Origin of the sequence: Sodalis ligni (assembly GCF_016865525.2) — a bacterium.
Classification (GTDB): domain Bacteria; phylum Pseudomonadota; class Gammaproteobacteria; order Enterobacterales; family Enterobacteriaceae; genus Acerihabitans; species Acerihabitans ligni.
In genome coordinates, this window is sequence record NZ_CP075169.1 from 5,876,533 (window position 1) to 5,890,039 (window position 13,507).

The 13,507-nt window shown below is 50.1% G+C and carries 14 protein-coding genes and 2 pseudogenes; 11 read left to right on the forward strand and 5 right to left on the reverse strand.

Going from position 1 to position 13,507, the window contains the following annotated elements:
- The first annotated feature begins 72 nt into the window (after positions 1-72).
- A complete protein-coding gene (locus tag GTU79_RS27295) occupies positions 73-1,398 on the forward strand; it encodes an MFS transporter (protein WP_203520371.1) in 1,326 nt (441 codons plus the stop codon).
- Positions 1,395-2,429, forward strand: a complete 1,035-nt coding sequence (locus tag GTU79_RS27300; protein WP_203520369.1) for an amidohydrolase family protein — start codon at positions 1,395-1,397, stop codon at positions 2,427-2,429. Before GTU79_RS27295 ends, GTU79_RS27300 begins: the two co-directional genes overlap by 4 nt.
- A gap of 319 nt (positions 2,430-2,748) precedes the next feature.
- Here GTU79_RS27300 and istB read toward each other — a convergent pair whose 3' ends face one another.
- Both istB and istA read right to left on the reverse strand, forming a co-directional pair.
- The gene (gene istB / locus GTU79_RS27305; protein WP_203520367.1) at positions 2,749-3,537 is read right to left on the reverse strand and encodes an IS21-like element helper ATPase IstB; all 789 of its coding nucleotides are present in this window, start codon (positions 3,535-3,537) and stop codon (positions 2,749-2,751) included.
- Positions 3,534-4,556 carry an IS21 family transposase gene (istA, locus tag GTU79_RS27310; RefSeq protein ID WP_203520365.1) on the reverse strand — a complete coding sequence of 341 codons (1,023 nt, stop codon included), beginning with the start codon at positions 4,554-4,556 and terminating at the stop codon, positions 3,534-3,536. The genes istB and istA overlap by 4 nt, the downstream gene beginning before the upstream one ends.
- Positions 4,557-4,908: 352 nt before the next feature.
- Here istA and fic point away from each other — a divergent pair, with 352 nt between their 5' ends.
- Both fic and GTU79_RS27320 read left to right on the forward strand, forming a co-directional pair.
- Positions 4,909-5,985, forward strand: coding sequence for a protein adenylyltransferase Fic (gene fic / locus GTU79_RS27315; protein WP_203523016.1), 1,077 nt, complete (start codon positions 4,909-4,911; stop codon positions 5,983-5,985).
- A gap of 396 nt (positions 5,986-6,381) precedes the next feature.
- Positions 6,382-6,612 (forward strand): annotated as a pseudogene (locus GTU79_RS27320) (restriction endonuclease subunit S); the annotation flags it as partial.
- A gap of 260 nt (positions 6,613-6,872) precedes the next feature.
- Here the strand turns inward: GTU79_RS27320 and GTU79_RS27325 are convergent.
- A complete protein-coding gene (locus tag GTU79_RS27325; RefSeq protein ID WP_203520363.1) occupies positions 6,873-7,169 on the reverse strand; it encodes an E492 group microcin in 297 nt (98 codons plus the stop codon).
- Between the two features lie 188 nt (positions 7,170-7,357).
- Between GTU79_RS27325 and GTU79_RS27330 the strand changes: the two genes are divergently transcribed.
- The 3 genes and pseudogenes from GTU79_RS27330 (at position 7,358) to tnpC (ending at position 9,762) form a co-directional block, all read left to right on the forward strand.
- Positions 7,358-7,792: a transposase gene (locus GTU79_RS27330; protein WP_203520361.1), complete on the forward strand. Its 435-nt coding sequence runs from the start codon at positions 7,358-7,360 to the stop codon at positions 7,790-7,792.
- Positions 7,789-8,139, forward strand: coding sequence for an IS66 family insertion sequence element accessory protein TnpB (gene tnpB / locus GTU79_RS27335; protein WP_214513545.1), 351 nt, complete (start codon positions 7,789-7,791; stop codon positions 8,137-8,139). Before GTU79_RS27330 ends, tnpB begins: the two co-directional genes overlap by 4 nt.
- Before the next feature lie 30 nt (positions 8,140-8,169).
- A pseudogene (tnpC, locus tag GTU79_RS27340) lies at positions 8,170-9,762 on the forward strand (IS66 family transposase).
- A 746-nt stretch (positions 9,763-10,508) separates the two neighbouring features.
- On the opposite strand, the gene GTU79_RS27345 reads toward tnpC, so the two are convergent.
- Complete coding sequence (locus tag GTU79_RS27345; RefSeq protein ID WP_203520355.1) at positions 10,509-10,889, reverse strand: type II toxin-antitoxin system VapC family toxin; 381 nt, start codon at positions 10,887-10,889, stop codon at positions 10,509-10,511.
- Positions 10,886-11,107, reverse strand: coding sequence for a ribbon-helix-helix domain-containing protein (locus tag GTU79_RS27350; RefSeq protein ID WP_214513546.1), 222 nt, complete (start codon positions 11,105-11,107; stop codon positions 10,886-10,888). Before GTU79_RS27350 ends, GTU79_RS27345 begins: the two co-directional genes overlap by 4 nt.
- A gap of 423 nt (positions 11,108-11,530) precedes the next feature.
- Between GTU79_RS27350 and GTU79_RS31720 the strand changes: the two genes are divergently transcribed.
- From GTU79_RS31720 to GTU79_RS27370, 4 genes are all read left to right on the forward strand, one after another.
- Positions 11,531-11,647 carry a hypothetical protein gene (locus GTU79_RS31720; protein WP_420854209.1) on the forward strand — a complete coding sequence of 39 codons (117 nt, stop codon included), beginning with the start codon at positions 11,531-11,533 and terminating at the stop codon, positions 11,645-11,647.
- A gap of 205 nt (positions 11,648-11,852) precedes the next feature.
- A complete protein-coding gene (locus GTU79_RS27360; RefSeq protein WP_214513547.1) occupies positions 11,853-12,377 on the forward strand; it encodes a carbohydrate kinase family protein in 525 nt (174 codons plus the stop codon).
- Between the two features lie 26 nt (positions 12,378-12,403).
- Positions 12,404-12,814, forward strand: coding sequence for a carbohydrate kinase family protein (locus GTU79_RS27365; RefSeq protein ID WP_253073700.1), 411 nt, complete (start codon positions 12,404-12,406; stop codon positions 12,812-12,814).
- Positions 12,815-12,998: 184 nt separating this feature from the next.
- On the forward strand, positions 12,999-13,499 hold the full coding sequence (locus GTU79_RS27370; RefSeq protein ID WP_214513548.1) for a YczE/YyaS/YitT family protein: 501 nt from the start codon (positions 12,999-13,001) through the stop codon (positions 13,497-13,499).
- Positions 13,500-13,507 lie beyond the last annotated feature (8 nt).

A 13,507-nucleotide genomic window follows, 5' to 3' on the forward strand; every position in this document is an offset into this window, starting at 1 on the left:
TGCGCATACCCTTTCGTGTTGACGAGTTGGACCAGGTCGGCTCAACGGGGGCGCACCAATAGGAGATTCACCTTGGAGACGACAAACACCACCCGCTGGAAGGCGCGGTACTGGGTTTATTTGATGCTGTTCCTTTTAACCACCATCAACTATCTCGACCGGGTCGTGCTCTCCGTCGGTGCCGGGCCGATTGCAGCAGACCTGCACGTCGACAAGATTCAACTTGGCTATCTGTTCTCGTCCTTCTTGTGGGGCTACGCGCTTTTCCTCATACCCATCGGCCTGCTCGTCGACCGCTTCGGCGCACGTTCCGTCACCGCCATCAGCATGACGGTCTGGTCGCTCGCGACCATGCTCACCGGCGCCGCCTCCAGTGCGCTCGGCGTACTCATGGCGCGTATCGTCATGGGCGCGGGCGAAGCGAGCTGCTATCCGTCGGCCGCGAGCATCATTCGCGATTGGGCACCAAGCCGGGAACGAGGCGTCGCCATGACGGCGTTGAACTCCGGCGCCTATTTCGGCCCTGCGCTGGGAGCGCTCGCGTTGTCATGGCTGGTCTCAACCGCCGGCTGGCGCTGGTCCTTCGCCATCTGCGGCGCCATCGGCTTTATATGGATCGCTGTCTGGCTGCTCTTTTTCAAATCCCCCGAGCACAGCAAGTGGATCAGGGAAGAGGAACGCGAGACTATCCTGCGTGAACGTGAAACCGCCGAGCAGACCGACTCCGATAACGCCTCCATCGGGCTCGGCGGTCTCCTGCGCGAACGGACCATGTGGGCGCAGATGCTCACGCAAGGGTGCAACGTCTATACCCAATATCTCTTCCTCACCTGGCTGCCCAATTATTTGCAAACCGAACGCGGCATGACGCTGCTGGGCAGCGGCACAGCGATGGCTATTCCCTATCTCGGCTCGATCTTCATTTCGATGGCGCTGGGCTTCTTGAGCGATTCGACGCTCGACCCCGCCGCAGTTGAAAAAGGGCGGCGGCGCAGGCTGGTTGGTGCGGTGATGTCCGCCGGCGCGGTGATCGTGTTTATCCCCCTGGTTTCCAACGTATGGGCAGTGCTCGGCTTGATCACCGTAGCATTAGGGGCGGCTTCCGCCGGCATCGCCCTCAACGTCGCGCTATTGGGCGACCTCTTGCGTACACGCCGAGATATCGGCCGCGCGGTCGCGTTGCAGTTCACCGGGGGCAACATCTTCGGGTTCTTCGCGCCTATCGTTACCGGATACATCGTACAGGCCACCGGACATTTCTCGGCGGCTATCATCGCCGCCGGCATCATCTTCCTCGTGGGGGCCATGTCTTCGTGGTTCCTGACCTGGAAGCCGATCGGCGCACATGCGGCCGGCATGGCGACTGAAGCCGCCGCGGCCGGGAGGAGAATATCGTGAATCGAAATATTCCGCCGCCGCACATTCCGGTTCGCCCCGAGTGGCTCGCGCTGTGTACCGAGGAAGCCTTGGAACCGTCGCTGCCGATCATCGATCCGCATCATCACCTGTGGCAGTTTCCTGACAAGTCATATCGCAGCGCGGATCTTCTCGATGATCTGGCCTCAGGACACAACATTCGCGCCACCGTCTTCATCGAGTGCGAAACAGGATATCGGACCAGTGGCCCGTCCGAGATGGCATCCCTTGGCGAGGTTGAGTTCGTGCTCAAGGAGATCGACGCCGCCCACCAGGCGGGCTCACCGACGCGAGTCGCCGCCGCGATGGTTGGCCATGCCGACTTGCTGCTGGGAGCGCGCGTAACGTCCGTGCTGGAAGGGTTGATCTCAACCTCTGAAGGCCGCGTGAAGAGCATCCGGAACATCGGCGTATGGCATGCCGATCCGACCGTACGCGCTTCGGTCGCCACGCCGCCGCCGCATCTGCTGATGGATGCTCGCTTCCGTGAGGGTTTGGGCCGCCTTGCGCCTCTCGGTCTGGGCTTCGACGCATGGGTGATTCATACGCAACTCGATGAGCTTTGTTCGCTGGCCGGCGCCTTCCCCGAAACCCGCATGGTACTCAATCATGTAGGCGGTCCGCTCGGCATTGGGCCCTACCGGGGAAAACGCGACGAAGTATTTCCTCTCTGGCAAACCGCCATGCGCGAGTTGGCACGCTATCCCAATGTGCACATAAAGCTCGGTGGCTTTGGCATGAGCCTGTTTGGTTTCGACTTCTACAAACAGCCGCGGCCACCCTCCTCGGCTGAGGTCGCCGACGTCATTCGTCCTTACGTTGAAACCTGCGTGGAATTGTTCGGTGCACAACGCTGTATGTTCGAAAGCAACTTCCCGGTGGACAAAGGCAATGTCGCTTACGGCGTGCTCTGGAATGCCTTCAAACGCATCGCGGCGCAAGCATCGGCCACAGAAAAAGCGCGCCTGTTCCATGACACGGCGTCTGATTTTTACCGGATTGCAGCCATCTGAACCAGATGGTCACACGTTTCACGGCATCGAGGGGCGGTGAGCGGATCGGGCGTTGCGGCGCGCCGCCCTGATAAATGAACGCGCCGCCCATCAAAGGGGGCATTGGTGCTTTCCCTGATCCATTCTGAACGGGAGAGATGACAAATAGGGTCCAAATTCTCCCGTTGCCAGAGGTCTTCTTCAGGTAAATCGATGCCTACTTAGGGGTAATGCATACAACTTCCTCTTGAGGTAAGCGAACGATCCATTGCCCATCTGTCAATACCGATTGAATTGTGACCCACCATGCCAAAGTAAAAGTTACCCACCCCCCCACGAATTATCGTTGTGGTTCAGCCAGCGTTGGTTTCCTTAGCTGACCACTTTTGAGCTTGTCTTTTAATCGATAGCTTTGGCCGGTTATTTGGACGATATGCGCATGGTGCAGCAGTCGATCCAACATCGCCGCTGTCAGCGTCTCATCATCGCCAAACGTCCCAGACCACTGCGTAAACGGCAGGTTACTCGTCAATATCACGCTGCCTGTTTCATAACGGCGGGCCACGACCTGGAAGAATAAATTGGCTTCTTCTTTACCGAACGGCAGATAACCCACTTCGTCGATCACCAATAATCGGGGCTTGGTGACACACCGGCCTAAATAGCCTTTTAAATCGCCCTGACGGTGAGCGGCGACCAGTTGCAACATCATATCCGCCGCCGTAATGAAGCGTACGCTGAGTCCGGCCATCGCGACTTTATGTGCCAACGCGCAGGCCAAATGGCTCTTGCCAACGCCGGAAGGCCCGAGTAATACGATGTTCTCCTGTCTTTCGATAAACGCCAATCCAGCCAGTTCCTGCAGCTGTGCCCGTGGTGCGCCGCTGGCAAACTTGAAGTCAAACTGCTCCAGCGTCTTGACCGCAGGCAAACCCGACAGGCGCAGCAGCGTCTGGCGCCGCCGCTCGTTGCGGCTGTCATTCTCCAGGCGAAGCAACTGCTCCAGAAAATCGCCGAACGTTCCGGTATCATCCAGCGTCTTCTGTGCCAATCCAGGCCACTCGGCGGCGATGCGGTCAAGCTTAAAGTACTCGCACAGTTCGCTGATCCGCTGATGCTGAAGGCTCATGACCTCACCTCCAGCAGCGACTGATAGACCGACAGCGGATGTTGAAAACTCTCACGGGGCAAAACCCGGTGGTTATCAACCGATAACGGTACCTCTGTGCCTTCGCGCGGCAACGGGAGCAGCACGTCAATCTCCTGCTGTAGCCGCTGCTCGGGGGGAATGCCGGTGGTGCCATGCTTGCGGGCGTTGGCGACGGTGGTAAGCCATGGCCCGATACGGCTGTTGGCAGAATCCACGTCAAGGACTAAACCGGCCTGCTTAAACGTGGTCGCCAGGGGAACGACAAAACTGGTCTTCAAATAGTGGTTGAATCGCTCAACTTTACCCTTGGTCTTCGCGCGATAAGGCCGGCACACGCGGGGCGTAAAACCGTACTTCTCCGCGAGCGCCAGTAGCGGCGGGTTCCACCGATGGCGGCCAACGCCATAGACATCGCGTTCAAGGATAATGGTCTTCGCGTTATCAAAAAGAAGGTGCTGCGGTGTACCGCCAAAGGCGCACAGCGCCTGCTCGATGCCATCACACCAAGCGGCGGTATCCTGGCAGGCGTAGAAACGTACAAAGGTTGCCCTGCTCCAGCCAAGGGTGGCGACAAAAGCCAACAACGGGTGACGGCCTTGTCTTATCACGGTGAAATCAACCTGCATCTGTTCGCCGGGCTGGGTCTCAAAACGGACCACCGGGTCAGCCGGTTGTTGCTTGAGGTTGAGCAAAAAGGCGGTAAGCATGCTGTAGCCACCGGAATATCCCCGAAGTTGTATCTCACTGAGCATGACGCTGCCAGGTATCCAATGCGGTCTGGCGGCGTACACACGTTCAAGAATATAAGGCTTATACGGGTCAAGCTTGCCGGGCCTCGGCGCCCTGGCCTTGTAGCTGGCCTTGGCCGGGGACTCCTGCATACGGATATAGCGGCGGACGGTCTGCCGGGAACAGGAAAGCTGGCGAGCAATGCCGCGTATAGACATGCCCTGACGTAAAAGAACTGCGATCTCCACTCGTAACTCCAATGTCAGCATGGGCAGCTTCTTAAAGCTGCCATTGTTACCCCAGGTGGGTCAGATTTACATTGGTAGGTGGGTCATAATTACATCGGTAGCGACACCCATCGCCCGACCATCTTTTATCAAAACGCTCAACGACTAATGCCTTCTGATCTTCAAACTGCGCAATCTGCATTTTTGCCACAGGCATGTCATAGTTCTCAAGAATCAAAGAGCACAAGAGAAAACATGGAGCCGGATATGTTTATGGTATCGACACGTTCTGGTCATGTGTCGATAAAACGCGATTTTTAAACATGATGGCGCGACATGTGTATAACATCGACATATTATGGTTATATGTCGATGAAAATGGTTTTATAAACATATGAATTGGAATCCAGAAACCCCTCACAACGAGTTGCCGGTGCTGCCGCCTGAACTAGAGCGCGTTGAAACGCGCAGCGTACTCAAAGCGTGCATAAGTGCGCGCACAGCAATCGCAGAGTTGAAAACTGCCGGTGAGTTGATCCCCGATCAAGGCTTGCTGATAAGCATCCTTCCGATGCTGGAAGCGAAAGATTCTTCGCGTATTGAGAACATCGTAACGACCAGCGACCGGCTCTTTCAGTATGCTGATCACGCAAATGGCGCAGATCCGGCCACCAAAGAAGCGCTGCGCTATCGTACAGCGCTTTATGATGGTTATACCCGACTTAAGGACTATCCACTCTGCACAAACACAGCAGTAACTATCTGCACCAAATTACGCGCAGTGCAAACCGATATCAAGAAAACGCCGGGTACGGTATTGCGTGATCAGAATAATAACGTGGTCTATACGCCGCCGGTGGGTGAAGACGCCATTCGTAACTTACTGGCGAACTGGGAGCGGTTTATACACGGTGATGATGATTTAGACCCGCTGGTAAAAATGGCTATTGCGCACTATCAGTTTGAGTGCATCCACCCATTCCCGGACGGGAACGGGCGAACGGGTCGCATCCTGAATATCCTGTACCTGATTCAGACTGGATTGCTTTCGCTGCCTATACTGTATTTGTCCCGCTATATCCTGGAAAGGCGTGATGATTACTACACATTCCTGCGCAGGGTGACAGAAGAGGGTGACTGGGAATCGTGGATTTTATTTATGTTAGAGGCAGTGAGGAACACGTCTCGGTGGACGACTGACAAGATATCGGTTGTCAGAGAACTAATGGCAAAAACCACAGTATATGTGCGCGAGCAACTGCCGAAAATCTACACCCATGAACTTATCCAGGCGATTTTTGCGCAGCCGTATTGCCGGATCGATAACCTTGTTGAACGAGGTGTGGCCAAACGCCAAACGGCATCAACATACCTCAAACAGTTAGTAACCATTGGCGTACTGGAGGAAATGACGGTTGGCCGTGAAAAGCTGTATATCAACACCAGGCTGCTGCGTGAATTGGGCCAGTAACGTGGACTCTATCTAGTAAATACACCTTGCTTATAAAATAGCCAGCATCAGCAGATGAGTGGGTTTTGCATGCCGTTACGGGCAAAGCTCTCGGGCGGCGTCATCAAGCACGTATTGGCGCCGAGTGAGTAAACGGTAAGGGGCTGGGCATCTTTGTTAAGGCTGAAAATGCTCGAATTTTTGGGGAGTCTACTTCGCAGACAGCTTTCGGCATGTTACCGAGCTCTTCGGCAAGATTCAATAAATCCACTTTGTGTTTAAGGGCAGGATTGTTAGAGAGAAGCATGAGAGTTACATTTTGTGTTTTGTATAAGGATTCGACACCCATATCAAAACCGGTAACTCTCAACCTTTCAAGGTCTAATTTCAGATCAAGTCGCGACTAATACACCGCCAGTGGAGCAACTTTTTACGTACGCCGACGTCATTGAAAAACAGATTTACAACGCACTGGCCCGCGGGAATAACCTCACGCAATCTATTCTGGCGAAAGCTTTTCGTGGTGAACTGACAGCACAATGGCGGGTAGAAAACCCAGAGCTGATAAGCGGTGAAAATAGTGCGGCGGCGCTACTTGAGAAAATAAAAAACGAACGAGCCGCCAATAAAAATAAAAAAAGCGCATAAAAAACCCTAAATGCTAATTGAAGCGTACTACTAATGTGCGCTTAAAAATTTATTTTATCTACCCATTTATTTAAGCATATTTTTACACTATATATTGCATAATTGCCTTATCCCGTAGGGTCTAAAAACTCTATATTTTTTTAGACCCTACGCCGCTTAATAAATGATGTTTTAGGGTATATAATATTATTTAAAAACAAATATATTGAAAATGCCAGCAGAAGAACTACATTCAATTTCAACTTGCTCTTTTAGTCTTATTAGGGTCTTAAATTTCTTTTCCACTGCTCTGAAGGTGACAACGTTTCATGATGGACATTAGGTTGGCTGCTTCGGTTTAGCTGGGTAGGTCCCATAGGAATGTGAGGCATCTGAATATCTAGTGGACAATGCCCCTTTGCTGCTTGCACTACATTTTGTACGGCGGCTAAACCCGCGCCCAATGGGACACCGACGGGGCCGGAGGTTGCCAACCCTAACCCTGCGCCCCAAGCCACATCATTCGCAAGCCCTCTCGCAACTTCTCTATTATTAGGACCAACATTTGAATTATTCATATGTATTCCTTTTCTTAATAAATCCATATATTAACAGAATGATGATAGCGATAACCATGGTAATGACTGACGATATACAATAATGCAAAAAACCGTCCTTAGTGTAAGCGTAAAGCCAGCGCCGTCTGTTATATGGGCCCCAGGATGGGTAGGTTAGAGCTCCGTCTCATTTAGAAAGAGCTCTATTCATGGATAATCTCGCGAACTGGCGTAACGATCCCCGTAACGTCTATTCCAATGAATTTAAACTGCGCATGGTTGAATTGGCATCCCAGCCTGGTGCCAATGTTTCCCAAATCGCCCGCGAGAATAGCGTTGGCAGTAACCTTATCTTTAAATGGTTACGACTTTGGCAGCAGGAAGGTCGTATATCCCGGCGCCTGCCGGCCACGGTGACGTCGCCATCAAAACCGGCGTTATTGCCGGTTGAAGTGATACCCGAGTTGCCGACATCGGACACCGCTGTTGATAAAACCCGGCATTCCCGAGCAACATTACCCGCAGCAGTCAGCGCTCCATCCTGTTGTATCGAGTTCCGGTCCGGCAAAATGACGCTGGAAAATCTCTCCCCGGAACTGTTGACGGTTGTGCTTCGGGAACTGACCGGGAGTGCCCGAGGATGATCCCACTCCCCTCTGGAACCCAAATCTGGCTGGTTGACGGCGTGCCCGCCATGCGCAAGTCCTTTAATGGTCTCGGTGAACAGATACCGCAGGCTCTCAATGAGAACCCTTTTTGCGGCCACCTGTTCATCTTCCGTGGCCGCCGTGGCGACATGGTGAAAATCCTTTGGGCGGATGCGGACGGTCTGTGTCTGTTCATTAAACGTCTGGAGCAGGGTCAGTTCGTCTGGCCGACGGTTCGCGACGGCAAAATCACGCTCACCCGGTCTCAACTGGCTATGCTACTGGACAAGCTGGACTGGCGCCAGCCTAAAACGACACGCCTTAACTCACTGACAATGTTGTAAAAAAATCACTGCTGCATTATAAAGGGGGGCATGAGTCAGGACTATCTCGCCCGTATCGCTGAACTGGAACGGCAGCTTCACCAAAAAGACCAGCAACTCAGTCTCGTTGAGGAGACTGAGGCCTTCCTGCGCCAGGCGCTGACGCGGGCGGAGGAAAAGGTAGAAGAGGAAGAACGTAAAAACGAACGCCTGCGCGCGCAGTTGGATAAGTTGCGTCGGATGCTGTTCGGTGCCTCCTCGGAAAAGCTGCTGCGTGAGGTTGACAACGCACAAACGGCACTCGAGCAGAGTGAACAGGACAGCGACCGGCGCACCGGCCGGGTGGATGACCCGCAGGTTCCCCGCCAGTTGCGTCACTCCCGGCACCGTCGCCCGCTTCCTGAATCTCTTCCCCGTGAGATAAACCGTCTGGAGCCCACAGAAATCTGTTGCCCGGAATGTGGCGGTCGGCTGGACTACCTGGGTGAAACGAGCGCGGAGCAGCTTGAGCTGATACGCAGCGCCCTGAAAGTTATCCGTACCGTCCGGGTGAAAAAAGCCTGTGTGAAGTGCGACTGTATCGTTGAAGCTCCAGCGCCAACGCGCCCCATCGATCGGGGCATCGCCGGTGCCGGTCTGCTGGCCCGCGTGCTGACCTCGAAGTATGCCGAGCATGTGCCGCTGTATCGCCAGACGGAAATCCTGGCGCGTCACGGTGTGGACCTGAGCCGGGCGCTGCTCGCGAACTGGGTGGATGCGTGCTGCCGTCTGATGGCGCCGCTGGAAGAAGCCCTTTACCACTACGTCATGGCCACCGGCAAACTTCATACCGATGACACGCCGGTGCCGGTACTGGCGCCAGGCAAGAAAAGACCAAAACCGGTCGTCTATGGACCTACGTCCGGGATGATCGTAATGCCGGTTCATCAGATCCGCCGGCGGTCTGGTTCGCCTACTCGCCGGACCGGCAGGAAAACATCCCAAGCATCATCTTCGTGACTTCTATGGCGTGCTGCAGGCGGATGCGTATACCGGCTATGACCCGTTGTTCAGCGATGAACGCGAAGGCGGCCCACTCAAGGAAGCGGCCTGCTGGGCTCATGCCCGGAGAAAAATCCACGACGTGTATATCCGAACGAAAAGTGCGGGCACGGCGGAGGAAGCGCTGGTGCGTATCCGTGAACTGTATATCATCGAAGCCGAAATCCGGGGACTTGCGGCAGAGGAGCGACTGAAGGCACGGCAGGCGCGCAGCAAGCCGTTGCTGGTCTCACTGCATGACTGGATACAAGAAAAGATGCTGACGCTGTCGAAAAATCGCGGCTGGGCGAGGCCTTCGGTTACGCGTTGAATCAATGGGATGCCTTGTGTTATTACTGCGAAGACGGTCTGGTGGAAATAGACAACAATGCGGCAGAGCGCACCCTGAGAGCCGTCACCCTGGGCAGAAAGAACTACCTCTTCTTCGGTTCAGATCATGGTGGCGACAGGGGTGCGATGCTGTATAGCCTGATCGGCACGTGCAAACTCAACGGCATCGATCCTGAAGCGTATCTGCGTCATGTCCTCAGCGTTCTGGCAGACTGGCCGATAAACCGGGTGGCAGAACTCCTACCCTGGAATGTGGATCTTACTGCGGAATAACAGTCAATACGGCGCTGGATATACGCTTACTCCTTAGTTAGGATATCTGTTTTTATTTGTTCTAGCGAATGTAATTTAGATAAATTAGACGAAAAGCCAATAGAGCAATTAAAGAGATTGTTTTAACGCTAACTTCTTTAAGTTTCTTGCTAAGGAAAACCGCTATAAGGACAAACACTAGCGGCTTAAATATATCGATTTCCATGAGATTAACTTCCTTTATTAATTATGGGTAGAGATATACAGCAGGTTCTTAATATGCTTATTATGTCCTTACTTCAAACATCTACTATATTTTTTTATGAATTTTATCAGTAATCTAACTATTGCTTAATTCAGGCATTATGACTCAGATGTCAGATTTGATAAAATTTTCCTACATTTTTGTTGATTTATTCTGCGTCAAGATACCCAACCCGCTGCCATCAGACAAGTCCTGCACTTCATATTAAGCAGCCACATTTTGGAAAAATGCGCGGGCAGGTGCTTTGGCCGAACTAACAGGAACGCAGAGGAAAACTCCAGACACAAAAAAGCCACCCTTGGGTGACCTGATTTTGTACTAATGGTGCGAAGGCCGGACTCGAACAACGAAATAATTATTTAATTTTAATAAGTTAGTTAGAGCACCGTTTTATGGAAGCCCCCAAAAAGGCCCCCAATTTGTTAAGCAGGGGCGGAGCCGACATGTTTCTTTGCTGAGTTTAGCACTGGTCAAACCAGATTGCGAGGCATTTTTAACCAGCTTAAAGCTGGTACGGCATGATCACACCTGACTCGGGACCAAAGTCTTTTGGATTGCGCGAAATCAGTGTTCTGGAGTTTACCTGAGCCGTCGCCCATATGATCGCATCCGGCAATTTTATCTTAGATTCATGACGTATGATAACGGCGCGTTCGGATACTTCGTCGGTCACCGGCAGTAACAAAAACTGCGCTAAAAACTGGCGAGTCTGGGTTTCTTGCTCTGGCGACATTTTTTTGGCGCCGACCATCACCTCCATCCAGGTGATAACACTGATGGCCGGTTTGTGGCTAAATTTTTCGAGGGTGTCTTTTGCCTGCGCAATACCGTTAAGGTAATCAATCAAAATATTGGTATCAAACAGGGCCAATTGAGCAATCATTCCCACTCCTCGCGGATCTGATTTTCATAGACAACCCCATCAACTTTTTTGTTTCCCCACAAGCCAAATGCATTACTGCTACCATCCGCACGATTGTTTTCCAGATAGCCAGCCAAGGCTTGCCTGATAATCTCGGCACGGGCTACATGGCGAATGGCCTTAAGGTTATCCAATTGCCGGAGATCTTCATCAGGTAGATCGATCACAATGCGGATCATTGTTATTACCTTCTCAAAGATATTTGATATACATATCATATATCAAAAAGATGGTTTTTTCCACTATTTCATTAGCGCGTGCGTTTGTTGCTGGAATACGCTGTGGTCTACAAACTTGAGGAACTGATGGCAACATCCCACAGACATTCATCCTGTAATTCGCGATGATGCACCCCAGCGTCCCGCCCCACCAAAGCTTACTTTTTATGCTTTTGCTGTTATATGAGATTGGCATCACGGATTTTGATCATTTCTTGTGGATAATGCAAATGTATCATACTAATGAAACATATCAAATAATTGGGTCAAATTGCACAGTTATCGCCTAAGTAGATTGCAGGCAACCTACATTTGAACTCTAAACATACTAGCTAACAGCTAAAAATCAATCTATTACAAGGGGATAAGATGAAGTACATAGTTATGGTCAGCCATGGGCTTTATGCGCAGGGGATACATAGTGTCCTCGATCAGATGGTCGGCCCAGGCAAAGGAGACATCATAAGTGTCAGCCTGCAAGATGGTATGGGGACGTTGTAAGATATAAAGGTTCCGGGTGCATCAGAACAAGAGAACATTTTCTTCAATTAATTGATATGGGAATAGACAGAATGGGTGTTGGGTATAGATCTTCTCCCGTTGTTTTGAATATAGCAGCCGGCTGTATGATATGAGTAGTTCTGATAAAGGCAGCTATTAAGGGTTTTGTAGTTTACTAATAAATTGAAAAATGGAGGATGTATTTATGTACGATATTAGTGTTATTGGGGACGTTATTATGGACTTTACACCGGTTTTGATGTCAAAAGGGCATTTGGTATATGAACCAAATGTTGGTGGAACAGCAATAAATCTAGCTGCTACTGTAAGTAAATTGGGAATGAATACTTTGTTTACTGGAAAAGCTGGCAATGATTTTATGGGAAAAGAGGGGCTAAATACTCTGAAAGAACTGGGAGTAGATGTTTCAGGATATATTATTGAGGATGGACAGTTTACAACTCATACTTTTGTTACACTCAGGGAAGGAGAAAGAAGTTTTGCTCTGATACGTAAAGGTGCTGCAGATGAAGATCTAAAACTTCAGGATGTTAATATAGAGCAAATATTGGATACAAAAATGTTATATGTTACTGGAATGGGATTTACCAGAGATCCAATCAGAGAAACTTCCTTTACACTTTTAAAAGAGGCAAAAAAGAGAGAAATTTTCACAGCAATTGATGTGAATTATAGGAAAGTCTGTGGGACAGCCTGGATGAATTCATAAATCAGATAAGAGGGGTTATTCCATACCTGGATTTATATAAAAGTACAGATGAAGAAGCATTGATTATTACCGGGGAGTCTACTTTAGAACGAGCAGCAGACAAAATATCAGCATTAGGTCCAAAACTGATTGTACTTTCCTGTGGAGAAAAAGGTGCTTACTATTATTATCAGGGAATTAGAGGACATCTGAATGCATATGACATTGAAACTGTGGATACCACTGGTGCCGGTGACTGCTTCATGGGAGCTCTTTTATATAAACTTCTCGAAAAAGAACTACAAATGAATTTTAATGAGAAAGAACTGGCCGGTATCATTGATTTTTGTAATGCGGCAGGAGGACTTTCTATCAGTAAGAGAGGCGGAGTTACTGGAATACCTTCACGAGGTGAAGTAATAAGATGCCTGGAAACAATGCCCAAAAAGAAATTTTGATGAGTGTGATATAATTATCTGGAGAAATATATTATGGGTAAAATGGAATTGCGCGCAGGATGATTGTCACTGTATTGGGAGTTATTATTGTTTCAATCGGACTAACAATATGTCTGAAAGGTAATACGGGAGTAGATCCTATACGGCATTTATAAAGGCTGTCAGTATTAAAACAGGAATTTCTATGACGTTTGCAGTGCCGGGAGTAAATATCGTTTTCATTATCATTATGTTAATCGTGGATCGTACGACAATTGGCTTTGGTACATTGGTAAATATGTTTTGTGTAGGTTTTCTTATTGATACTTTTAGCAACATTTATGAAAAGGTATTTTATTTCCAGCCAGGCACCATAACAATGCTTATTCATCTTGCAATAGGGCTTGTGTTTTTTACACTGGGAGTTTCACTTTATATTACAAGTAATATGGGTGTGTGTCCTTATGATGGAATTGCACCTGCACTGCATAAAAAATTTCCTGGAAGATCCTATCGGTTTATTAGAGTTCTGCAGGATATTATTACTATGGTAATCGCATTTTTAATGGGAGGGCCGGTTGCTGTTGGAACTATTATTATGGCATTCTTTATTGGATTTATGGTTAATTTCTGGAATGATCTTGTTAGTAACAAGATAGTAGGAATTAAAGAAGAAAAAGGAATTACAGAAATAAAGCAGGCATAAATAATAAA